The 22,554-nt window shown below is 42.2% G+C and carries 18 protein-coding genes; 2 read left to right on the top strand and 16 right to left on the bottom strand.

Annotated elements, in window-relative coordinates; translation table 11 throughout:
- Positions 1–50: 50 nt before the first annotated feature.
- Together DXB58_RS09010 and DXB58_RS09005 are read right to left on the bottom strand one after the other, a co-directional pair.
- Complete coding sequence (locus DXB58_RS09010) at positions 51–1,715, bottom strand: DUF4270 domain-containing protein (protein ID WP_122136590.1); 1,665 nt, start codon at positions 1,713–1,715, stop codon at positions 51–53.
- 20 nt (positions 1,716–1,735) lie between these two features.
- Entirely contained in the window at positions 1,736–2,569 is an 834-nt protein-coding gene (locus DXB58_RS09005) for a glycogen/starch synthase (RefSeq protein ID WP_004301787.1), read from the bottom strand.
- A 142-nt stretch (positions 2,570–2,711) separates the two neighbouring features.
- Here DXB58_RS09005 and panC point away from each other — a divergent pair, with 142 nt between their 5' ends.
- Positions 2,712–3,557 (top strand): pantoate--beta-alanine ligase, encoded by an 846-nt coding sequence (gene panC / locus DXB58_RS09000; RefSeq protein WP_004301788.1) that lies wholly within the window; start codon positions 2,712–2,714, stop codon positions 3,555–3,557.
- 18 nt (positions 3,558–3,575) lie between these two features.
- Complete coding sequence (panD, locus tag DXB58_RS08995; protein WP_004301789.1) at positions 3,576–3,929, top strand: aspartate 1-decarboxylase; 354 nt, start codon at positions 3,576–3,578, stop codon at positions 3,927–3,929.
- Positions 3,930–4,139: 210 nt separating this feature from the next.
- Here panD and DXB58_RS08990 read toward each other — a convergent pair whose 3' ends face one another.
- The 14 genes from DXB58_RS08990 to DXB58_RS08925 all read right to left on the bottom strand — a co-directional run bounded on the left by DXB58_RS08990 (position 4,140) and on the right by DXB58_RS08925 (position 22,540).
- The gene (locus DXB58_RS08990) at positions 4,140–6,440 is read right to left on the bottom strand and encodes a bifunctional dihydroorotate dehydrogenase B NAD binding subunit/NADPH-dependent glutamate synthase (RefSeq protein ID WP_122136589.1); all 2,301 of its coding nucleotides are present in this window, start codon (positions 6,438–6,440) and stop codon (positions 4,140–4,142) included.
- A gap of 157 nt (positions 6,441–6,597) precedes the next feature.
- A complete protein-coding gene (gene serS, locus DXB58_RS08985) occupies positions 6,598–7,872 on the bottom strand; it encodes a serine--tRNA ligase (RefSeq protein WP_004301791.1) in 1,275 nt (424 codons plus the stop codon).
- Positions 7,873–8,102: 230 nt separating this feature from the next.
- Entirely contained in the window at positions 8,103–8,366 is a 264-nt protein-coding gene (gene rpmA / locus DXB58_RS08980) for a 50S ribosomal protein L27 (RefSeq protein ID WP_004301792.1), read from the bottom strand.
- A gap of 21 nt (positions 8,367–8,387) precedes the next feature.
- Positions 8,388–8,705: a 50S ribosomal protein L21 gene (gene rplU / locus DXB58_RS08975; protein ID WP_004316691.1), complete on the bottom strand. Its 318-nt coding sequence runs from the start codon at positions 8,703–8,705 to the stop codon at positions 8,388–8,390.
- A 194-nt stretch (positions 8,706–8,899) separates the two neighbouring features.
- A complete protein-coding gene (locus tag DXB58_RS08970) occupies positions 8,900–9,538 on the bottom strand; it encodes an HAD-IA family hydrolase (protein WP_004301795.1) in 639 nt (212 codons plus the stop codon).
- Positions 9,539–9,576: 38 nt separating this feature from the next.
- On the bottom strand, positions 9,577–10,461 hold the full coding sequence (locus DXB58_RS08965; protein WP_122136588.1) for a TraB/GumN family protein: 885 nt from the start codon (positions 10,459–10,461) through the stop codon (positions 9,577–9,579).
- 26 nt (positions 10,462–10,487) lie between these two features.
- Entirely contained in the window at positions 10,488–11,111 is a 624-nt protein-coding gene (locus DXB58_RS08960; protein WP_004301797.1) for a C40 family peptidase, read from the bottom strand.
- Between the two features lie 25 nt (positions 11,112–11,136).
- Positions 11,137–11,844, bottom strand: coding sequence for an ABC transporter ATP-binding protein (locus DXB58_RS08955; protein ID WP_004301798.1), 708 nt, complete (start codon positions 11,842–11,844; stop codon positions 11,137–11,139).
- Between the two features lie 38 nt (positions 11,845–11,882).
- Positions 11,883–13,376, bottom strand: coding sequence for a DUF5687 family protein (locus DXB58_RS08950; protein WP_199487937.1), 1,494 nt, complete (start codon positions 13,374–13,376; stop codon positions 11,883–11,885).
- Positions 13,377–13,399: 23 nt separating this feature from the next.
- Positions 13,400–16,237: a pitrilysin family protein gene (locus DXB58_RS08945; RefSeq protein ID WP_122136587.1), complete on the bottom strand. Its 2,838-nt coding sequence runs from the start codon at positions 16,235–16,237 to the stop codon at positions 13,400–13,402.
- Positions 16,238–16,318: 81 nt separating this feature from the next.
- Positions 16,319–17,119, bottom strand: a complete 801-nt coding sequence (gene kdsA / locus DXB58_RS08940; protein WP_009000532.1) for a 3-deoxy-8-phosphooctulonate synthase — start codon at positions 17,117–17,119, stop codon at positions 16,319–16,321.
- Positions 17,120–17,194: 75 nt separating this feature from the next.
- Complete coding sequence (locus DXB58_RS08935; RefSeq protein WP_004301802.1) at positions 17,195–18,121, bottom strand: diacylglycerol kinase family protein; 927 nt, start codon at positions 18,119–18,121, stop codon at positions 17,195–17,197.
- Between the two features lie 58 nt (positions 18,122–18,179).
- Positions 18,180–19,100, bottom strand: coding sequence for a tRNA (adenosine(37)-N6)-dimethylallyltransferase MiaA (gene miaA, locus DXB58_RS08930; RefSeq protein WP_122136586.1), 921 nt, complete (start codon positions 19,098–19,100; stop codon positions 18,180–18,182).
- A 788-nt stretch (positions 19,101–19,888) separates the two neighbouring features.
- The gene (locus DXB58_RS08925; protein ID WP_122136585.1) at positions 19,889–22,540 is read right to left on the bottom strand and encodes a TonB-dependent receptor plug domain-containing protein; all 2,652 of its coding nucleotides are present in this window, start codon (positions 22,538–22,540) and stop codon (positions 19,889–19,891) included.
- Between the last annotated feature and the right edge of the window lie 14 nt (positions 22,541–22,554).

Raw genomic sequence — 22,554 nt, 5'->3', positions numbered from 1 at the left:
TTATTTATTACTGTTTAGTCTAGGACTAATTTGTATGTTTAGTCTTTATCCTATGGTTTGGTAAAACTGGTATAAACAACTTCCAAATTTAGTGCTCCACCGTCTTGTCCTCCTTTTAATTTTACATATCCGGGGCGCAGGTCATGTTGGATACCAATAATATTGCTGGAAGTACCATAATAATTATTACTACTTGAAGAGTCGTAAGTTACCAGAACCGGAATTAATACGACTCTATCCCATTTGGTATCTTCTTCCCATTCTGTGATCTTATTAGTCGATTTGGGTTCATCAATACCTGTATCTGTATTATACACTGTATACTTAACCTCGCCTTTTTCATTGATGTCTCTTTCGGCAGCTTTTCTGTCGTTTACACACGCATTGATAAGCCCAGTGATATTATTGAAAGTATATTGGTTGGTACTGGTGGAATGAGAAGTTAAGAAAGAGGAAACTCCATCATTTAACTGGTTTTTTGCAAAGAACCTGTCTTTCTCTTTTTCCCGTATCAGCATTACATTAGCTGGTGCAGACATTCCGAAATTGCTACTATTGCTTGATTGATTGTAATTGGAGAATGTTAATTTGACGGCATTTAATGTGTCTCCATATAATTCTTCATTGATCTTGCTAATAGGCAGAACTGCTTCTGTGAAAATTCCGGCAGGAGTTTTCAGGTATGTACAACTCTTATCATTTTCAATTAGGTCGTCAATTTTGCTGTCATTGTCGAGCCGATTAGCTTGAATGACTTCACGTGTAGAGTTAAAGACGCGATAAGCATAATAGGTTGAGTCTTTTCCGTCATGTGTTAGATGTGGCGTTCCTTTTATACTATCAATAGCATAACATTTATATACTACATTCATTTGGACTTGATTGACATATAATACTGTTCCGTCTCCAAAATCGCTCCTTACATATAGTCCCTTGAATGCTTTAAAGAATTCTTTATTATCAAATTTAGCACCTTTATCTTGAGCTTTTCTGAATTCTCTTAATATATTTCCTCCTACTCTTTCAGCAATAGACTTCTCAAAAGTAAGATGTACACTTGGAACATAAGTGTCTGAGTTACGAATAGAGTCTTTAACAGAGAGGTCAACAGCTGTATATGCTTTACTTCCTAAAATATCACTCTCTTTATAAAACTCATCTGGGTTAATGTCGGTATAGTAATAATCTTTATTTTCCGCTTTTTCTAATTCTTTCTCTAACTCATAGACACTTAGACGACAAGCAGTCAATGAATCTCCAAAATAGCTGTTGTACCATAAATAAAGTTCGACAGTGTGGATGTTGCCTATTACTTCGCTACTTTCATCATTTGGGTCCTTATGAATCAATACGATATCATCAGAATCAGAAGCTTTTTCTACCATTGTATTGGTAATCTTATTATTATTACCGAAAGCAGTATTGTTATACAATCCAGGAAAAGTCAATCCTTCCGGACAATTCAGTGTAGACAAGAATCCCGCCTGATAAGTACCGAATTGACTATCTGTGAATTTACCTACATATCCAATATTTGTTTTAGCATAAATTCGTCCGGCAGGCACAGAACTTGTTGTTACAGGATATGTTCTTAATTGTCCATTGATATTTTGGTCGCTTCCCGGAAACATTCCCAATCCCAGTCCGGCAGTGTTGTCATCACAACCCCAAAAGGTGATTGCCAGTAAAGCTATTAAGGCGTATTTTGCTTTCATGATCGTCGTATCTTGATTTTTTATTCTTCTTCGTTTGCAGTGGCTTCCCATACTTGGTCGTAGAACTCGTTGCAGGCATCTGCATAGTTTTCCGGGTTCTGGTAGTCAAGTACCAATTTGCCAGATTGGCGGGCATATTCAATAATAGACTCGTCTACCTTTTCACTGTTTTGTATTACTCCGTCCGAATAGTCAACAGCGAGTTTGCAAAGAGCGGCGTAGTCTACCGGTTCCTTCAAATCACCTAAATCTTTCTTAGTAATACCTTTCAGCATCAGTTTTGTTGCGAAATCGTCGCTAAGTGTACTCTTGAAATCATCTTCATAAACAGAGAATACCACTTTAGCGTCGCGGAAAGAAGGCTCGTCTTTATAGGCTTTCTTAATATAAAGAGGAGCTAAAGCTGTCATCCAGCCATGACAGTGAATGACATCAGGACACCAGCGAAGCTTTTTCACTGTTTCCAATACACCGCGTGCATAGAAAACGGCACGGCTATCGTTATCATCATATTCTATACCATTTTCATCCGTTGTCTGCATACGATTCTGGAAATAATCATCGTTATCGATGAAATATACCTGCATGCGTGCGGATTGGATAGAAGCAACTTTTATAATCAAGGGGTGGTCAGTATCGTCGATAATCAGGTTCATACCAGAGAGGCGGATCACTTCGTGCAGTTGATTTCTGCGCTCATTGATATTTCCCCATTTAGGCATAAAGGTTCTGATTTCACGGCCTTTTTCTTGTATCGCCTGTGGAAGGTTTCTACCTATATTGGCCATTTCGGATTCTGAAACGTAAGGTGTAATCTCTTGAGTAATAAATAAAACTTTATTCGCCTTTGTCATAATAACAATAGTTCACTATAATATTCTGCAAAGATACGAAAAAAAAGACACATTAAATAAGATATTCTTTCTTTATGTGGCAAATATTAGTTTATTTTGCAGAGTTTTTGCAAACGAGTAAAACATAAACCAATTGACGAAAATGAAAGTAGTGCACACTATCAAGGACTTACAGGCAGAATTGACTGCCCTAAGAGCCCAAGGTAAAAAGGTGGGACTGGTTCCTACAATGGGTGCTTTACATGCGGGACATGCATCTCTGGTAAAGCGCAGCGTAAGTGAGAATGGTGTAACTGTTGTGAGTGTTTTTGTGAATCCCACACAGTTTAACGATAAAAACGACTTGGAGAAATATCCGCGTACATTGGATGCAGATTGCCGTTTGTTGGAAGAATGCGGGGCGGATTTCGCTTTTTCTCCTTCAGTTAGCGAAATGTATCCGGAACCGGATACCCGTCAATTTAGCTATGCGCCATTGGATACGGTGATGGAAGGAGCTTTCCGTCCGGGACATTTTAACGGTGTTTGCCAAATTGTCAGCAAGCTGTTTGATGCTGTACAGCCGGATCGTGCATATTTCGGAGAGAAAGACTTCCAGCAGTTAGCGATTATTCGTGAGATGGTTCGGCAATTGAAATATAACCTTGAAATTGTAGGTTGTTCAATTGTACGTGAGGAAGACGGACTGGCATTGAGTAGCCGGAACAAACGTTTATCTGCAGAAGAACGTGAAAATGCTTTAAATATTTCTCGCACCTTATTTAAAAGTCGTAACTTTGCAGCCACTCATACAGTGAGCGAGACGCAAAAGATGGTTGAAGATGCGATTGAAGCCGCTCCGGGTTTGCGTATGGAGTATTTTGAGATCGTAGACGGAAACACATTGCAGAAAATTAGCAATTGGGAAGATACTTCCTATGCAGTAGGATGCATCACAGTGTTCTGTGGAGAGGTCCGGCTGATCGATAACATTAAATATAAAGAATAACTAAAAAGACGAAACCTTATGATGATTGAAGTGTTGAAGTCGAAAATTCATTGTGCACGTGTCACGGAGGCAAATCTGAACTACATGGGTAGTATCACGATTGATGAAGACCTGCTGGATGCTGCAAACATGATTCCGGGAGAGAAAGTGTATATCGCTGATAATAACAACGGTGAACGCTTTGAAACCTACATTATCAAAGGTGAACGCGGTTCGGGCAAAATTTGTCTGAATGGTGCTGCTGCCCGCAAGGTGCAACCCGATGATATTGTGATAATCATGTCCTATGCATTGATGGATTTTGAGGAAGCCAAGTCGTTTAAACCGGCTGTAATTTTCCCTGATCCTGCGACGAACAAAGTGGTAAAGTAGAAAGTATCTTTGATATTTGAAATAAGAAAAGCCCCGTTTACATTTCGTAAACGGGGCTTTTCTTATTCTACTTTTTATGCCGGGGGTGATCGGTGTTCTACCCACGTGTGAGTTGGTTTTAGCACACCTCTCGATAAACTTCCGCCCACGTGTCAGATGTAGTTATCCCACGTGTTAGGGAAGTTTAGCCCGGGTGTTAATAAGCGGCAGTTAGTTGCCGGCGTTTGTTTTCAGTTGCTCATTCATAGCAGCGGCAGCTTTACGGCCATCACCCATCGCCAGAATTACGGTAGCTCCACCGCGAACGATGTCACCACCTGCGTAAATCATTGGAATAGAAGATTCCATGTTGTCATTTACTGCGATAGTTCCTTTTCGTCCTAATTCCAGTCCTTTGATAGAGCTTGGAACAATCGGGTTGGGCGATACCCCAACGCTGACAATGGCCAGGTCTATATCGATTGTTTCTGTTGCTCCTGGGATGGCTACAGGACTACGACGTCCAGAAGCATCAGGTTCGCCTAATTCCATCTTTTGCAGAATAACCTGTTTTACGCAACCTTGTTCATCAGCAATATATTCGATGGGATTATGCAGAGTGAGGAATTCAACTCCTTCTTCTTTGGCGTGTTTTACTTCTTCGATACGTGCAGGCATTTCTTCTTCCGAACGACGATAGATAATAATAGCACGTTCAGCGCCAAGACGTTTTGCCGTACGGACAGAGTCCATAGCTGTGTTACCGCCGCCGATTACTGCCACATTCTTACCGAAAGCTACCGGAGTGTCCGAATCTTCGCTGGCGGCATCCATCAAATTGACACGGGTGAGGTATTCATTTGAAGACATGATATTAATAGAGTTCTCTCCCGGGATATTCATAAAGTTTGGCAGTCCGGCACCGGAAGCCACGAATATTCCTTTGAAACCTTCCGCTTTCAAGTCTTCTACACCGATAGTCTTTCCTACAATACAGTCTTTGATGAAGTTAACGCCCATCTTACCGAGGTTGTCGATTTCTACGTCTACAATCTTGTTTGGCAAACGGAATTCGGGGATACCGTATTTCAATACACCGCCAATTTCATGCAACGCTTCGAATACAGTTACATCATATCCATATTTAGCCATATCTCCGGCAAATGCCAATCCTGCAGGTCCTGAACCGATAACAGCTATTTTGATGCCGTTTTTCTCTGCAATGACAGGTACGGAGATTTGTCCGCTTTCACGTTCATAATCAGCTGCAAAACGTTCCAAATAACCGATAGCTACCGGCTTTTCATTCATTTTCAGATGAATACATTTTGATTCGCACTGTTTTTCTTGTGGGCACACACGACCGCAAACTGCAGGGAGCGCACTTGTTTCTTTCAATGTTTTAGCAGCTTCGAGGAATTCGCCGCGTTCGATATTCTTAATGAAGCGGGGAATATCAATGCCTACCGGACAACCTTCCATACATCCCGGATTAGCACAGTCGAGACAGCGTTTCGCTTCTGTAACAGCCTGTTCCGCTGTTAATCCTTGATTAACTTCCTCTTTACGGCTGTGTGAACGGTATTCAGCATCGAGTTCATTCATCTCTACACGAGGAATAGTCGTACGTTCTTTTGGCTTCATGGATTTACGTAATTCCTGTCTCCAAGCAGCATTACGACTTTTTTCATCGATTTCTTTGGTTGCTTCACATTCCGATTCCAGCTTATGCATTTCTTCGCGTTCGATATTCTTGAACGCACCCATACGTTTCAGCATTTCGTCGAAATTCACTTGGTGACCGTCGAATTCCGGACCATCTACACAAACGAATTTAGTCTTTCCTCCTACAGTGATACGGCAAGCACCGCACATACCTGTTCCGTCCACCATGATCGTATTTAGCGAAACATCTGTCGGAATTTCATATTTTTTAGTCAGCAAGCAAACGAATTTCATCATGATGGCAGGGCCAATAGCGAAACATTTGTCTACTTTCTCACGTTTGATAACTTCTTCTACACCTTCTGTCACCAGACCTTTACGGCCGTAGGAACCGTCATCCGTCATGATAATTACTTCGTCAGAGCTTTCACGCATTTCTTTTTCCAAGATGATAAGATCTTTATTGCGTCCGGCCAATACAGTGATAACACGGTTACCGGCAGCCTTCAAAGCCTGTACGATAGGAAGCATCGGAGCCACACCTACACCACCACCAGCGCAGACTACTGTTCCGAATTTCTCTATATGGGTAGCTTGTCCGAGTGGGCCTACTACGTCAGTGATAGATTCGCCTTCATTCAGTTCGCAGAGACGGGTAGAAGAAAGCCCGACTTCCTGCACTACCAGAGTAATGGTACCCTTTTTCAGGTCGGAACCTGCGATAGTCAATGGCATACGTTCTCCTTTTTCGCCTACACGTACGATGACGAAGTGTCCGGCCTTACGAGATTTAGCAATTAAAGGAGCTTCAATTTCAAATTTGAATACTTTTTCAGAAAAGCGTTCCTTGCTAATGATTTTGTTCATTATCTAATTAATTTGTTGTTTTTATTACGTAACTGCTATCAGAATGATATAAATTTTGGCAAAGATACAGCTAATTTACGAAATATAAAAGAAAAGCCACTCTTTTGATGAGTGGCTCTTTATATACGGTACTTTTATTAGTCTGTCATGTCAAATATTAGTCTATCATGTCAAAGCCGCAATATGGAACCAAAGCTTTCGGAATTCTAATACCTTCCGGAGTTTGGTTGTTTTCAAGTAGGGCGGCAACGATACGTGGCAATGCTAATGCTGAGCCGTTCAATGTATGGCAGAGTTCGGTTTTCTTTTCTGCATTACGGTAACGGCATTTCAGACGATTGGCCTGATAGGTGTCGAAATTGGATACGGAACTTACTTCCAACCAGCGTTTCTGTGCCTCTGAATATACTTCGAAGTCGAAACAAAGGGCAGCAGTGAAACTCATATCACCACCACAGAGGCGGAGAATACGATATGGAAGTTCCAGTTTTTGCAACAGACCTTCTACGTGGTCGAGCATTTCCTGATGAGATTGTTTGGAGTGTTCCGGTTTGTCAATACGAACCAATTCTACTTTGGAGAATTCGTGCAGACGATTCAGTCCGCGTACATCTTTACCATAAGAACCAGCTTCACGACGGAAACATTGTGTATAGGCACAATTCATGATTGGCAACTGTTTTTCTTCCAAAATTACATCACGGTAGATGTTGGTTACAGGTACTTCTGCTGTCGGGATCAGATATAAATCATCTACTTCGCAATGATACATTTGTCCTTCTTTGTCAGGAAGCTGTCCTGTGCCATAGCCGGAAGCAGCGTTAACTACTGTCGGTGGCATGATTTCAGTATATCCGGATTTGCGTGCTTCGTCCAGGAAGAAGTTGATAAGAGCGCGTTGAAGTTGTGCGCCTTTACCTTTATATACAGGGAAACCTGCACCTGTGATTTTTACACCCAGGTCGAAGTCTATTAAATCATATTTCTTAGCCAGTTCCCAATGGGGGAGTGCATCTTTAGGAAGTTCAGTTTCCATACCTCCCATTTTTTCCACTACGTTATCTTCAGCGCCTACACCTTCGGGTACACTGTCGTAAGGAATGTTGGGGATGGTATAAAGTACATTCTGCATATCTGTTGCAGCCTGTGTCATAGCGGCGTCTAATTCTTTGTTACCTTCTTTTAGTTCGGCAACGCGGGCACGTGCAGTTTCAGCTTCCTCTTTCTTGCCTTCTTTCATCAGTTGACCGATGGTGCGTGAAAGCGAGTTAACCTCTGCCAGATTCTTATCTAATTCATTTTGTGTGCTACGTCTCTTGTCGTTAAGAGCGATCACTTGGTCGATCGTTTCCTTTGCATTTTTGAAATGCTTCTTTTCCAGTCCGCGGAGTACCGCCTCTGTGTTTTCTGTAATTTGTTTAATGGTAAGCATATCTATACTTTTTATGAACTTTCTTATTTAAGGCTACAAAGATAAAGAAAAAACGAATAATCGAGCAAGTATATGTGTATTATCTGATACATATATGCATATCAAGTACACATTTTATGAGGGAAATCTTAGTTAGGTGCTGATACAATGAAGTGAATTAGACATAAAAAGAAAGGAGATGTAATCCAATGGATTACATCTCCTTCTCTTAAATATTTTCAGTTGTGCAATTATGCCTCGGTAGCAGGAACAACAGAAACATATCTTCTGTCTTCTTTGCCAACTTTGAAGCTAACTGTACCATCTACTAAAGCGAAAAGAGTGTGGTCTTTACCCATTCCGATGTTTTCACCCGGGTGGAATTCAGTACCTCTTTGACGAACGATGATGTTACCTGCTTTGCAAGCTTCGCCACCAAATATCTTAACGCCTAATCTTTTACTTTGTGATTCGCGGCCGTTCTTAGAACTACCGACACCTTTCTTATGTGCCATTTCTTCTTACTTTTTAATTGATTAAGCTACTACTTCTGTAATTGTTAATTCAGTAAACTGTTGACGGTGACCGTTCAGTTTTCTGTGTCCTTTTCTTCTTTTCTTGTGGAAAACAAGAACTTTGTCGCCTTTAACCAAGTTTGAAACAACCTGGCAAACAACTTTAGCGCCTTCTACGGTAGGAGCACCTACTGTTACGTTTCCGTCTTTGTCTACCAAAAGAACTTTTTCAAATTCTACTGTTGAACCGTTTTCTGCACCTTCGATGTGGTGAACGAACAACTTTTGACCAGCTTCTGCTTTAAATTGCTGACCGTTAATCTCTACAATTGCGTACATCTTATATATAAATGTATAAGTTAGCTCCGGCGGGTGGTCTTTAATCACTTAAAGAACTCTTTATCGAACCCGTTGCGGAATAATCGGGCACAAAAGTACTATTTTTATTCGTTCCCGACAAATATTTCTTTTATTTTTTATAGGAGATAAAATGATTACGGCAAATAAATGAGCATTTTAGCTCTCATTGTAGCCTATTGGACTAATTCTCCTAAATTCTGCATAATGATTTTGTGTGGATAAACACGAAGTTCCTCTGCAGTTGTCATTCCGTTCAGCACACCTGCAAAATCGACTCCTGCATTCTGCGCTGTTTCGGCATCTACGGTGCTATCTCCAATATACAATGTCTCTTCGGGGCTACTTCCCAGATGTTCCAATGCAAATTTAACTCCTTCCGGCGAAGGTTTCGGTGCTTTTACATCTTCTCCTCCCACTACTATATCAAGAAAATCCTTAGGCAGATATTCTTCCAGATAACTCAATATCCGGAAACGATACTTGGTAGAGATAATTCCGACGCGGGCACCCCGTTTCTTCAATTCTTTCAGCGTAGACAATGTGTCGGGGAAAAGACGGGTATTTACATTCATGTGCACATCAGCTTCCAGTCTGTACTCCTGCCGGAAGGCCTCCAGCTGTGCCGGGTCGGTAATTCCGGTAAGGATACTGAATGATTCTTCCAATGTTTTGCCGATTGTACGCTTGATAGCTTCATCAGTAACGGTTAAATACTGATGCCGGGTAAGCACAATTCTGAAACACTTAACGATACCACGCGACGAATCGGCTAGTGTGTAGTCGAAATCGAATAAATAGGTTTTGTAGTTCATTGGGGAAAACTTTTCCGCAAAAGTACTAAATACTTTTCTTATTTCACAGCTTCTACCGTGTATCCTTGTCTTTTTAGTAAGTTTAATAATCCTTTTTCTCCGGGGAGGTGCAGGGCGCCTACTGCAACAAAAGTCGGAGAAGTCTTCATGATTGCCGGTAGTTTTTCAGCCCACGCTTTATTACGGTTGTAAATCATAGCATCTTCTTCGCCGGGAAGTGCGTCACATTGATCGCCTTTACGCTCTTCGCTGATTTTAAGCATGGTGTTCAGATCTTGGTTCATGTAGGCGTTTGTGAGCCTTTTCAGGTTTTCTACTTCAGTCTCTATATGGTTAAGAGTGCACATTAATAGTTGTGCTTGCCGTTGTAGTGAACTGCCATTGAAAAGCAGGTTGAATTGGAATTCTGCAGTTTCCAGTCCGTCCACCTTTTTTCCGTTTTGGATGGCTTGGCTCTGAAAGAATGTGTCGAGTTGCTCTTGCGGGTTGAATTTCCCTATATGTTTTACGTAAGCCATCACCACTACATTATTTAATAAGAAGGCAGGTTTTAGCTTCGGAGCCATATTTAAATCTACCATCAGGTTTTCTTTGCAGAATTTATTAGCAGTCTCAAAGTCTTTCGGAGAAAGGAGAGAGTTCAGCGTGGTATCACTTTCAATCATCATTGCCTTTTGCATCTTTTCCATGGTGGCAGGCGATTGCATTTCCGACATTTTCATCTCTCCATATACTTGTTGGGTTTCATTCATAGCCTTTTTAAGTCCGGCAATGCTGTCCATGATGCTGAACGGTGCCAGATGGTGAGTGCCTATGATATAGGAAGGTTGGTTCAGTCCGTTGCCGGACGCTTTCCATAAAAGCTGTGCATTGGCGCTGAATGCCACGCAAATAAATAGAACTGCTCCGATGAATGATTTCATAATTTTATATCATTAGAAGTTGATAATTAACGTATTCTGCCGCCGCTTATCCAGTGTTTGGTATAATAGTTCTCGTTCAAGTTGCTGACGATCACTCCTTTACTGGTGCTGGAATGAATAAACTTACCGTTTTTGAGGTAAATGCCTACATGAGCTACTTTATTTTTTGAACGACTGCTGGTGAAGAATACTAAGTCTCCTTCCCGGAGATTCCGCTTGGCGACTTTATTACTTTCTTTTTTCAGATCTTCCGTGTTACGCGGCACTTGGGTGCGGTATACCTTACGGTACACTTGATAAACTAATCCCGAACAGTCGGCTCCTCGTTTCGAATCACCTCCACCACGATAGGGAACCCCTATCCAGTCGGCTGCTTCCAGATAGAGCTTATGGTTATCCTCCATATTAATATCTACCCCCAACAATATAGAAGCTCGCGCCAATGCTTGATAATCCAGCCGGGGCGCGGAAGTGCGGCAGGAACTAAGGCTGGCAACCAGTCCTAATAAAAGGATGAATTGCAGGAAGTATCTTTTCTTTCTATCAGGTTTCTTTATACTAGACTTATGGGTATCAGACTTTTCTGTTATATATCTCATCATAATTAGTTTATGCAATAATTTTGGTAAGGATGAATACTTACCATTCATTATTTTATCATTCCCTATTTATCGTTTACTCTTCTTCTACATTAAAATAATCCTCCAGTTCTTTCTCTGCGGAGTTGTCCTCGTTGATAATATCCCGGATGATGACACCGTGTTCCAATAAAGCGATCCTCGGACATACATCTACGGTATGATTGAGGTTGTGACTGGATATAATAACCGTAGCTTGATGCTCCTCATTATATTTCTTGAGCAGATGTTTGATGATAGACTGAGAACTTGGATCGAGGAAGTTGAACGGTTCGTCCAGTATCAGTAATTGCGGGTAATGAAGCATGGCAGAAATAATTCCGATCTTTTGCTTATTACCTGCGGAGTAGTTGCGGATTAGCTTCTTGTGCCCGATCACTTCTCCACTCATAAAACGTTCGAAAGGAATCAGACGTTCGTCCACTTCTTCTTTCTTTAGTCCGTACATCTTTCCGATGAAATAGAAATATTCTTCCGGAGTGAGATAATCAATCAGAAAACCATCGTCAATGAAAGCACCGGTAATGCTTTTCCAGTCTTCGCTTTGGCTGACATCAATATCATTAATAATCACCTTACCATCATCTGCTTTTAGCAGATCCAGCATGATTCGGAAGAGAGTTGTTTTACCGGCACCGTTGTTTCCCACCAATCCGAGCATATCGCCTTGATTGATTTCGTAGTGTTCTATGTCTACGGCAATCTTCTCACCGAAATTCTTTTTAAGTTTGTCAATGATAATCATGATCTTCAATGTTTATATGGTTAATGATTCATGAACGTTTATTGGCGGCTGTCTCTGAAGCCTTCCATGTTTTCGTATCGCCGTTTCATGAAACGATGATATACATTTTTAATCCATAAAGGAGAAGTCAGGGTAAATCCGAGACCGACAACTAACAGAATTATGTAAGTGATTGTTTCACCTAAAAATGCATTTAATAGACTGTATAAGATGAGAGGCACACCGAAAGCAGCGAAATTAACCACCATCTGTATAGCGCTATTCGTTTGCCGGGTTGCCACTTTCTCGTTTAAGGGTACCGTCTGTTTGTTGTAGACAGCCAGTTGGAAAAAACAGAAATAAATAAAGCCGATGGTATAGAAAAACCAGGCAAAGGCGCCCAGTAAAGTGAGTTTATTCATGATGATGGCGGGAATCATGAGTATGAAAGGTATGATTTCGCCAATGCTATATGTGTAATATTTGGCTTTCAGCAGGCTCATAATTGATTCTTTACGAGACATCAGGCCATCAATGTAATTACCTTCGAATGACATAATCTGTGAAAGGATAATCATTCCGAATACGGCAAAGTTGTATACACAGATGAAAGAAGTCATGAAATTGCCGTCGTAGACACTGGAAAAGCTAAGTGCGACGGAGAAAGCCACCACTACAATTGCGATATTGCGTAATGCACCTTTGCAGCGGCGGTTGCGTAAAAGCATTTTCAGTTCCAGCCTCATATATTCGCCAACTTCCCCGTAGCGTTCGAAGAATTTATATTCGGAGACATGTTTAATCTGGCTATCTTCTACTTTTGCCAGCTCTGCATAGATAAGTCCGGACATGATCTTGCGGTTAATCAGCCATAAAATGGCAATCACAAGTATGGTGCCGAGAAAATAGAGAATGTTGCCCTGTATATATCCGTCTCCCAGATCCATGAAGAAATAGAAGAGAGGACTATCTTCGGGAATGAAAAGAAGGCAGCCTATTCCACCGTAGAAAGCGATAGGTAATAGAATCCACCAAATACGTTCGTTGATAAGAGTGCGGCAAAGCAAGTACCAGTAATTATTGGCAATAATCAATAGTAAGATACCGATAAGATAGGTGATGACACCGGGGATACCGAAAAACTTGGTAATAGTGATGAAGGAAAAAGGGACAAACAGAAACAACCAGAACAGGTTGAACAGGCTTAGTCCCGAGCGGATTAGTAAGAAGTCGATGACACGAATTCGTTTAACCGGCAGCAGGAGGTAAGGTTTTACCTCCTGCGTCGGTGTTTTTTGAAACGGAACACGCAACAGAAAGTCCAGTGCCAGGATAAAGATCAGAACCACTGCGTTCATCACATGATATGGTTCCCGGTTGGGAACCATATCAGAAAATCCGAACGCGAACGTCGTACCGAAGAATATCAGGTAACCGGCCCAGAATGCGCCCATGACATAACCGAGTATTTTAGCAACTTTGTTCTTTTCATACATCGGATGCCGTTTGGCGGCAAGCCTTCCATGTTTGCGTAATTCGTTGAATATCATCATTCAGTAGATATACTAGAGAATTTTTATTTGTTTTCTTCTGGCACGGTCATGATGACTTGAATTTCGTTGTTCTGTTTCAGCAATTTGGCGAGGAAGTCTTGCACTTCTTTTGCTGTGATGCTGTTGACCAACTTTTCATAGTCTTTTGTATTATCCACACCCGTGTAGAGGTATTCGTCCATATTATTAAGCCAGTAGCCGTTTTCTTTCTGGGCGTCTTTATACTTCTTCAGCATATATTCTTTGATCTTCTGCATGTGTTCGGCAGACGGACCTTCTTTTGCCATTTTGTGAAGTTGTTCTACAACAACAGCAGACAATTTATCTTTCTTGGCAGGGTCAGTTTGGAATACAATCTGAAGAACAAGTTCCTCTTTCGGGTATTTACCAAGACTTCCGTTACAGCTTACACCGTATGTACCTCCTTCTTTTTCGCGGATTTCAGCAGTGTAAACCAAATCCAGAGCCTGATCTAAGAAGCTAAGCAGGACATTGTTGCGCAAGTCATATTTGCAAGTGCCGCTATAAAGGAACATGATGGTAGCCATCGGAGTTTCCTGTGCCTTTGCAAATACATTTTTGATCTCTCCCTTGCGGATATCCATCTTGTTATCTTTGAAAGTCTCTTTACGGTTGATAGATGGCAGACCTCCCAGATATTTGGCGATTAACGGTTTCATTGTAGCCAAGTCTACGTTTCCTACCAGGAAGAAAGTGAAGTCACTTGCATCTTTGTAGCGGTCTTTGTACATTTCAAGAATACGGTCATAGTCGATCTGGTCTACCATGTTTTCTTTCATTCTGATAGCACGTGGATGGTGACCGTATAGTACGCTTGTAATAGTGTCACTGAAAGCAGTCATCGGGTTAGCGTCGGCATTTTGAAGTTCAGCTTTCAGACGGTTCTTGTAAGATTCGAATGCTTCATTATCCTTACGCGGAGATGTGAAAGTCAGATAAGTAAGCTGCATCATTGTCTCAAAGTCTTTCGGAGCACAGCTACCGGAAACTGTTTCCGTAGTGTTGCCGATACCCGCACCTACGTTTGCACGTTTACCGGCTAAAGCTTTACCCAGATCCACTTTGCTGAAATTACCGATTCCACCTACCAGAGCTACTCCGTTTAATTGAGAGATATTGATAATTTCTTCGTTCGGGAATACGCTGGTACCACCGAAGCTTACACCTTTCATTACAATCTGGTCAGCCTTGAAATCAGTTGGCTTCACATATACGGTTACGCCGTTGGAAAGTACCAACTTAGTCGTACCATAGATTTCACCAGCTTTTTCAGAAACAATCTTGCCACCTTTAATATCTTCAGAGATCAGCGGTTCGTTAGAAACTTTATCTTCATAAGGTTTCAGATCGAATGACTTCATTTGTTTCAATAAAGCAGCAATTTCTTCTTTAGTAGGGTATTTTGCTCCTTCTTTTTCCGGACCGGCCAGCAAAACCACCTGATTGTTGTCAGTGATTAGTTGTTGCATCACCTGATTGACAGCTTCTACAGGGATATTCGGAGCCAGTTTGTTTACCAGTGTATATTCAACTTCGATTCCCGGAATCGGTTCTTTTTCAAGGAAATTGTTAACGTATTCGTTGACGTAAGAACCACTTTTAGTCTTTTCACGTTCGTTGTAAGCAGATTCTACGGCTTGTAGATAGTTGGCGCGTGCGCGTTCATATTCTGATGCGGTAAATCCGAAGCGGCGTGCACGTTCAGCTTCTTCCAAAACTGTTTTCATTGCTAAATCGATACCGTCTATTTTGCTGCTTGCATCAAGTGCGAGTGCTTCTTTAGTCTTGGCAAGGAAATAGTTTCCATATTCTGCGCTTGCACTAGTGAAAGGAGGATTAGCAGTTTGGCGGAGTTCGTTCAAACGGTTGTTCAGCATATTCATAGCCATGCTGACCATATACTGAGTAGCATAATAAGCAATGGTATTTTTCAAAGAATCCGGTGTAGCGTCTTGTTTGAAGAAGATGTTCACATAAGGATTCTTCACTTCCTTGTCTGTACCGATATAGATCAGCGGTTCCTGATTATCAGGCACTGGATAGTAGATACGTTCGGCCGGGTTTACCGGAGCTTTTACATCTGCGAATACCTTTTTCAGTTTGGCTTCAATTTCATCTACATTGATATCACCTACAATAACGATTCCTTGCAAGTCCGGGCGATACCATTTCGCATAATAATCGCGGATATCCTGATAAGGGAAGTTGTTGATAACATCAATACTTCCGATAGGCATACAGTCTGAATATTTCGAATTCGGATACAGAGTAGGCTGTGCATCAGTCATGATGCGAAGCATACCACTGTTGCGGCTTCTCCATTCTTCGCGGATAACGCCACGCTCTTTGTCAATTTCCTTGTCGGCAAGGTTGATAGCGCTCGACCAGTCGTGAAGGATCAGCAGACAAGAGTCTACCACGTTTATATTTTCAGTCGGTACGTTGCTGATATTGTATACCGTCTGGTCGACACTGGTATATGCATTCAGGTTCGTGCCGAATTTGATACCTTTCGTTTCGCACCAAGGCACGATACCAAGTCCGGTTTCATCACCCGGGAAGTGCTTTGTTCCGTTGAAAGCCATGTGCTCCAAAAAGTGAGCCAGACCACGTTGTTGCGGTTCCTCAAGAATGGAACCTACTTTCTGGGCGATGTAGAATTCAACTCGTTTTTCGGGAAGGGCGTTGTGGCGAATGTAATAGGTAAGCCCGTTGTCTAGTTTACCGATGCGAACATTCTTGTCCACAGGTAACTCTTGCATGGGTTGTGCAAGTACGAGCTGGAAATTGCAGCATATAAAAAGGACTGCAATAAATAATCCACGTAATAAATGTTTCATGTTCTATTTAGTTTAAATAAATATTTCTGTGTTATTTGCCGTTGTGCTTGGTTGTAAATCACAAATAGACAGGGAAAAGAGTTATTTTATAGCTTCCCGTATCCTGACTAGCTTAGTTAACAGTCCTTCCAGAAGGTCTAACTTTAACATATTGGCACCATCGCTTTTGGCTACGGCAGGGTTTTCATGTGTTTCGATGAATATTCCGTCGGCACCTACGGCGATACCTGCTTTGGCGACAGTCTCTATCAACTGCGGCATTCCTCCCGTTACCCCACTGGTCTGGTTGGGTTGCTGCAAGGAGTGAGTGACGTCCAGAATCACCGGATAGCCGAATGATTGCATTTCGGGGATGCCACGGTAGTCTACAACAAGATCCTGATAGCCGAAAGTTGTTCCACGTTCGGTAAGCATCACATTCTTGTTTCCGGCTTCCACCACTTTGTCGGCAGCAAACTGCATTGCCAGCGGTGAAAGGAACTGTCCTTTCTTGATGTTAATCGTTTTTCCGGTTTTGGCTGCAGCAACCAACAAGTCGGTCTGGCGGCAAAGAAAAGCCGGGATTTGAAGTATATCCACGTATTCGGCTGCCATTGCAGCTTCATCTGCAGTATGGATATCGGTTACGGTGGGGACTCCGAAAGTCTCATGTACCTTTCTCAATACTTTGAGTGCTTTCTCATCGCCAATGCCGGTAAACGAATCCAGACGTGAGCGGTTTGCCTTACGGTAAGAACCTTTGAATACATAAGGAATTTGCAGTGCTTCGGTGATCTTTACTACTCGTTCGGCAATGCGCATTGCCATTTCTTCACCTTCTATCACACACGGACCGGCCAACAGGAAAAAGTTGCCGGCGGGGTTGTTCTTAAGTTCTATCATTTTATTATTTACCAATTACAAATTATCAATTAGATTGTGAGTATATGTTTCTCTCCTTGGGTGGAGTGATCCTGATTAGTTGGGGATGATAAGCGTTGTCTTTTCCGGGAGCACGCCTACTTCTAAAGGAAAATGTTTAGGCAACAAACGCCCGTCCAAATCCACCGCTGCATTCTGTGCCCGGAGTACCTTTACTTTTCTCGTCCGGTAGCTTTTCACCACTTTGTGATTCAGGATTCTTCCCTGAATCAGCATCCATAGTCCGGAAATAATTTGCAGGAATTCTGGGCGGTAGATTACAGATACATCCAGCCATCCGTTGTATGGAACGGCACTGGGAGTTTGTCCCCATCCCCAGGCACTGCCTATACATACGGTCATGATGCGTCCGCGGATATGTTCATCATTGATGCGGAGATGCATTCTGTAAAGTTTCCGTTCGAAGATGAGGGAGAACAGGGCGGCAACGTATGAAAGGAACTTCACACCCCAGAAACGTTTGGTCTGATCGGTGATTTTGACGATTCGTGCTCCCAGTCCGATATTAACGGCATTGAGGAAATAGCGACGCTGGTGTTCGTTTCCGTCGTAGAAGTTGCAGTAGCCTACGTCTATTTTCTTCAACCGATGATTGATGATACAGTCGACAGCCGGCTTGTATTCGGTACTAAGTCCCCAATATTTGGCGAAGTCATTTCCGATACCATTCGGAATCATGCCGAGGGCGATGTTCTCTTTGTCTTCGGCATCGGATAGCATAATGCCATTGATGGCATCGTTCAATGCCCCATCACCTCCCACAATGACAATCGTGCGATAACCATTGTTGGCCAAAATTTTAGCGAGACGCTCTACCGAACCGAAACCTTCGGATTGTACATAGTCATAGTCTACACCTTTACTGTCCATGTACTCCTTAATTTCTTTCCAGCGCTTCTTTACCTTTCGGGTACCAGCTTTTGGGTTGTAAATCACTCCCCATTTCTTCGGTTCTACACTCATATTTGTTTATCTATCCTATTGTGTATTAAAAATCGCACTATAATAACTGCCAAAGATACTAATTCCCTTGCAGTTTCTCTTTTACAAAAGCTATCTTTTCTTCCATTGGCAGCTCTGCATTCATCCAATGGATCGTAAATCCTCTTCTTTCCATGCCGCGGAACCAGGTCATTTGTCGCTTGGCAAACTGATGGATGGCTATCTCCAAACCGTTGAACATTTCTTCATAAGTCAGTTTGCCTATGACGTATAATGTCAGGTATTTGTATTCCAGTCCATAGTAGATGAGATCGTCCGGTGCAATCCCCTGTTCGATCAATCGTCTTACCTCGTCCACCATTCCTTCATCCAATCGTTGTTTCAATCGGCGGGTGATCTTTTCACGGCGCAGTTCCCGGTCAATGTCCACTCCGATGATGAGACTGTTCAGTTCCGGAAATTCCCTTTCGGGAACCGGATGGGCTGCATAATACTCTTCAATTTCTATCGCACGTATCGCCCGTTTCACGGTATCCACATCGGTGGAGTTATGCAAAGCCTTGTATTGACTTAGCATTTCCGTCAACTCTTCCAGCGAATGATTTGCCAAACGGTTGCGCAATTCCGGATTTTCCGGTACGGGCATCAGTTTATATCCTTTCAACACGGATTCCAGATACATACCTGTCCCTCCACATAAAACGGGAAGACAGCCTTTTTGTTTGATGCTTTCGTAAGAATTCAAGAAATCACGTTGATATTCAAACACATTGTATTTATATCCGGGGTCTGCAATGTCAATCAGATGATAGGGGATTGTACGTCCGCTTACGGTATAGTCGGCCAAATCTTTTCCTGTACCGAGATCCATTCCTCTATATATCTGACGGGAATCGGCACTGATAATTTCTGTGTTGAGTTCATAGGCCAAGGCAGCGGCAAAGGGAGTTTTACCCGAGGCTGTAGGTCCGAGTATGGCGATTAAATCATAGTCCGGCATAGCTTCATTCTTTTATATCTGCAAAATTACGAAATATTTTTAACCTGTTTGGCATTCAATCGCTTTTTTATCAAGATTAATAAGGGGATAGGGAAGGTTCATTTGCATTTTAACCTCTAATTGGTGGTATTCAATCTAATAATAATGAAGTGTATGAGAATACCGCCATCTGATATTATCTACTATAATATTTGTGTTGTTTTTATTGTCAATCTGTCATGGTAGTAGCTAATCTTTTGATTTTTAGTGGAATATGGCTGATGATAGGAGCTGACAATAGGCTGACAATAAAGGTCTTGTTTTTTTATTGTCAGCTTTGTTTTTGCTGATTAAATAGTATAGCTATTTGATAAACAGTTGTTTATCTCCTTTTTTATCATGATGCTATTTTTGTGATAACTTCTGTATATCTGTATGTTTTTACGTTATATTACCACTAAGGTTGTGTTGAAAAATCAGGTGTGGTAACTCTAGTATGCTGATAGAATAACACGGAGATACGGGTAAAGTAGCTTAAAGATACTGGCATTGCTCAGCTAGAGTGCCTTTATTGTTCAGCTAAAGTACCGCTCTTGTTAATTCTCCACGGCCGTGGTAGCTTCTTTCCACAGTCGTGGTAGCTTCTTCTCACGGCCGTGGGAAGATCTCACCACGGCCGTGGAGAATGAATGATATCGGTAGCTTAACAGATGTATACCTGCTTGATAGAATAAAGATAAAGGTGCCTTAATAGAGTTGTGCTTACTTGCGTAAGTCTATAAACCTGGCATTCAAAATCATTTCCACATCTATCTGTTGTTTATTGTCTGTATGATTCGGCATACCTTTCCGTTTTTATCCACACCTTCTATGGTTATATCTTCCGGTGCAGTGCTGTCCGGAGTATAGTATTCGATAGTTGCTTTTCCATTGGCATCCAGTTGAAGGGTAGGATTCCAATAGATCGTACTTCGTAAATCCGAGCGTTGGTCATTCTTCTTTTCGGGCGTATCATAAGTCGGCTGGTAGAACTCGACCGAATCGCTGTACCCTAGTGGAGTGCACGTGATAATACCTTGTGCCGGTCTTGCCGGGATATCTTTGCCGTCTTTCAGCGTAATAACGATAGCACCTGCCGAACCGCGGGAACCTAAGATTGCTGCATCGGCACCGCGAAGAAGGCTCAAACTCGACATATCGCTGGTTTGTATCATGGTCAGGATGTCGTTATCGTCTTCATATACCACGTCGTCAACGACAATGACAGGTTGCTCGGGATTGTTACGGATATGTATTTCATTTCCATTTGTCACGCTAATACCCGGGAGTCTGGTGACTGCATCGAAAGCTGTTTGTGCACCGAATCCTTCCAGTCTGTCCCCCTCGATTGTGTAGGTGTTGATACCTCCTGTGTAAATACTTTCTGAACTGGCCTTTTTACGACTTCCAGTGACTACCACTTCTTTCAGATTGTACACTCTCATTCCACCTTCCATGTAATATTGGTCGCGGGTGTTGAGCAAATAATCTTCCATAAACGTTGCTGTTCCATCATGGAAAGGAGACTTGTGCGAAGTTGCCGGGTATTGAGGAGTGTCAATCACGATGTCCACTCCGGCAAATCCTCTTTTGGTACGTGCCTGAACAAGGAAAGTCGTGCTATCTCTGAAAGATGTGTTCACGATAAACTCTCCTTTTTCGTCTGTGGTGGTAGTGGCGATGATGTTCTGTTTGGGAGCCAGAATACAAATAGGTCCTTTCTTGACGTTGCCTCCAAAGAAACCTTTGATACGTCCGCTGATAGTTTGCCCCTTTTCCATATAGTTGGTGAGGTTCATTGAAGGTGCAGTCAGTACATTCTGGATATGGTGTCTGCGCCATCCGTGCGTCATCATCAGAAAGTCTACCGTGCGGAGAGTCCGGAGGTCTTGCTGCAAAAAATAATATCCGGGATTTTCTACATATCCTTTTAAGTCGGAGGTTAATAGAAGATTCGATACGATATTGTCAGCAAGCGAATCCGGACGGATACTCTTTCTGTCGGTAATGCTGACGGAGAAACTACCTTCTACCGGAGTGCCGTTATCATCCTTTGCTGAAATTTGCAGGGATACTTTTTCTCTTTTTCCGTATGTCGGCTTATCTGCAAGAATTTGCCATTGATGCGGATTCCGGTCGGGTATGAAAACCAGACGTTCGCTAAGCGCGTTGCCCTGTTGGTCGATCAGCATGAAATGGGTGATGCCTGCGTTGAATAAACTGTCGTTCATTCTTCCAAAAGTCCTGTCGACACTGACTGGCTGCAGGATGACCAGCTTTCCACGAGTGTGCGCAATCAAGAATAACTTTTGAGGCCACTCGGTAGCTTCTGTTTTCTGGATTTCGTAACGGATTTCCTTTTTATAATGTGTCATGGAAAGTGTGATTCCTTTTTCTTCTACAGCCGGGAGGTCGAATCGTTTACTAATCCCGTCACTGGATTTGGCAATCACATAGTAAGAGTTTCCGACAGTCGGATTCAGCGTGAAAACTCCCATACCGTCATGCTCCGAGCGGAAAGCAGTCAATGTATCTCCGTTGGCATCGAACAGGAAGCCTTCTATTTCTGTAGAAAAGCCGTCCGATCCTTGAGCCTTGAAAGCTATATTCTGATGAGCAACGGTCAGAAGAGCACCTCCTTCCGGGAAGAACTTAACATCAAAGTCTTTTGTAAACGAAGGCAGATAGAAAGTCTTTTTATAAATATATTGGGGATCATCGAACTCTACTTCAATGTGGCGTGTGGCAATAGGCTTCAAATCCGGCAGGGAAATAGAAATCAACCCATTCTCGTCTGTCTTTCTTTTACCTTTATCTTTAATCTTTCCGTTTTCAATGTAGCGGTAGCGGATGGCAGTATTTCCGAAAGCCTCTTGAGTATTGCTGGTAAATCTTACCTTGGCTGTATAATGTGATTCGTCTTCTTGCTGATACTCAATGTTTGAAACAATCGTATTATCAATCGAATTACCGATTTTCAGATTGCGTGAATAAAAGAATTCCGGTTCCTGATTAAGCATCCAGTTGCTATATCCCCGCAAATAATAATCGCCTGCAGGGAGAGTGGGAGGGAGGGTGAAAGCATTATGAAAACCCAGTGAATCTCTACGAATCTTCTTACGTTCTACGATAGAGTCGGAACGGTTGACAAGTTCTGTAATGATGAAGTTGCTTTGTGTATTATCTTGATGTGTAACAGAGTTTACCAGATATCCCTTGAACCATATTTTTTCTCCTGCCCCATAAAAAGGCTTGTCCAGATGTAAGTAGAGTTTCTCCTGCGGGACTTTTTCCAGTAGATTAAAATACGCAATAATGGTATCTTGTACGTTTTGCCCCGACAATGGGGCAAAACAGAACAGTATTCCGAAAAAGAAAGCTATTAAGCCTCTATGGATAGAAAATGTAGTTTTGTTTTTCATACGCTATGTGTTTG

Source organism: Bacteroides sp. OM05-10AA (genome assembly GCF_003439055.1).
GTDB classification, from domain to species: Bacteria; Bacteroidota; Bacteroidia; order Bacteroidales; family Bacteroidaceae; genus Bacteroides; species Bacteroides intestinigallinarum.
The sequence above is the reverse complement of the archived record's forward strand: the minus strand, read 5'-3'. Positions and strand labels throughout refer to the sequence as shown.

What these genes read in the sequence shown, in the direction of transcription:
- rpmA (WP_004301792.1), bottom strand. Translation starts at nt 8,366, where the DNA reads ATGGCACATAAGAAAGGTGTCGGTAGTTCTAAGAACGGCCGCGAATCA.
- serS (WP_004301791.1), bottom strand. Translation starts at nt 7,872, where the DNA reads ATGCTTACCATTAAACAAATTACAGAAAACACAGAGGCGGTACTCCGC.
- miaA (WP_122136586.1), bottom strand. Translation starts at nt 19,100, where the DNA reads ATGCCGGACTATGATTTAATCGCCATACTCGGACCTACAGCCTCGGGT.
- panD (WP_004301789.1), top strand. Translation starts at nt 3,576, where the DNA reads ATGATGATTGAAGTGTTGAAGTCGAAAATTCATTGTGCACGTGTCACG.
- DXB58_RS08945 (WP_122136587.1), bottom strand. Translation starts at nt 16,237, where the DNA reads ATGAAACATTTATTACGTGGATTATTTATTGCAGTCCTTTTTATATGC.
- rplU (WP_004316691.1), bottom strand. Translation starts at nt 8,705, where the DNA reads ATGTACGCAATTGTAGAGATTAACGGTCAGCAATTTAAAGCAGAAGCT.
- DXB58_RS09010 (WP_122136590.1), bottom strand. Translation starts at nt 1,715, where the DNA reads ATGAAAGCAAAATACGCCTTAATAGCTTTACTGGCAATCACCTTTTGG.
- DXB58_RS08935 (WP_004301802.1), bottom strand. Translation starts at nt 18,121, where the DNA reads ATGAGTGTAGAACCGAAGAAATGGGGAGTGATTTACAACCCAAAAGCT.
- DXB58_RS08965 (WP_122136588.1), bottom strand. Translation starts at nt 10,461, where the DNA reads ATGAAATCATTCATCGGAGCAGTTCTATTTATTTGCGTGGCATTCAGC.
- DXB58_RS08925 (WP_122136585.1), bottom strand. Translation starts at nt 22,540, where the DNA reads ATGAAAAACAAAACTACATTTTCTATCCATAGAGGCTTAATAGCTTTC.
- DXB58_RS08950 (WP_199487937.1), bottom strand. Translation starts at nt 13,376, where the DNA reads ATGATGATATTCAACGAATTACGCAAACATGGAAGGCTTGCCGCCAAA.
- DXB58_RS08970 (WP_004301795.1), bottom strand. Translation starts at nt 9,538, where the DNA reads ATGAACTACAAAACCTATTTATTCGATTTCGACTACACACTAGCCGAT.
- DXB58_RS08955 (WP_004301798.1), bottom strand. Translation starts at nt 11,844, where the DNA reads ATGATTATCATTGACAAACTTAAAAAGAATTTCGGTGAGAAGATTGCC.
- panC (WP_004301788.1), top strand. Translation starts at nt 2,712, where the DNA reads ATGAAAGTAGTGCACACTATCAAGGACTTACAGGCAGAATTGACTGCC.
- DXB58_RS09005 (WP_004301787.1), bottom strand. Translation starts at nt 2,569, where the DNA reads ATGACAAAGGCGAATAAAGTTTTATTTATTACTCAAGAGATTACACCT.
- DXB58_RS08990 (WP_122136589.1), bottom strand. Translation starts at nt 6,440, where the DNA reads ATGAACAAAATCATTAGCAAGGAACGCTTTTCTGAAAAAGTATTCAAA.
- kdsA (WP_009000532.1), bottom strand. Translation starts at nt 17,119, where the DNA reads ATGATAGAACTTAAGAACAACCCCGCCGGCAACTTTTTCCTGTTGGCC.
- DXB58_RS08960 (WP_004301797.1), bottom strand. Translation starts at nt 11,111, where the DNA reads ATGAATGGTAAGTATTCATCCTTACCAAAATTATTGCATAAACTAATT.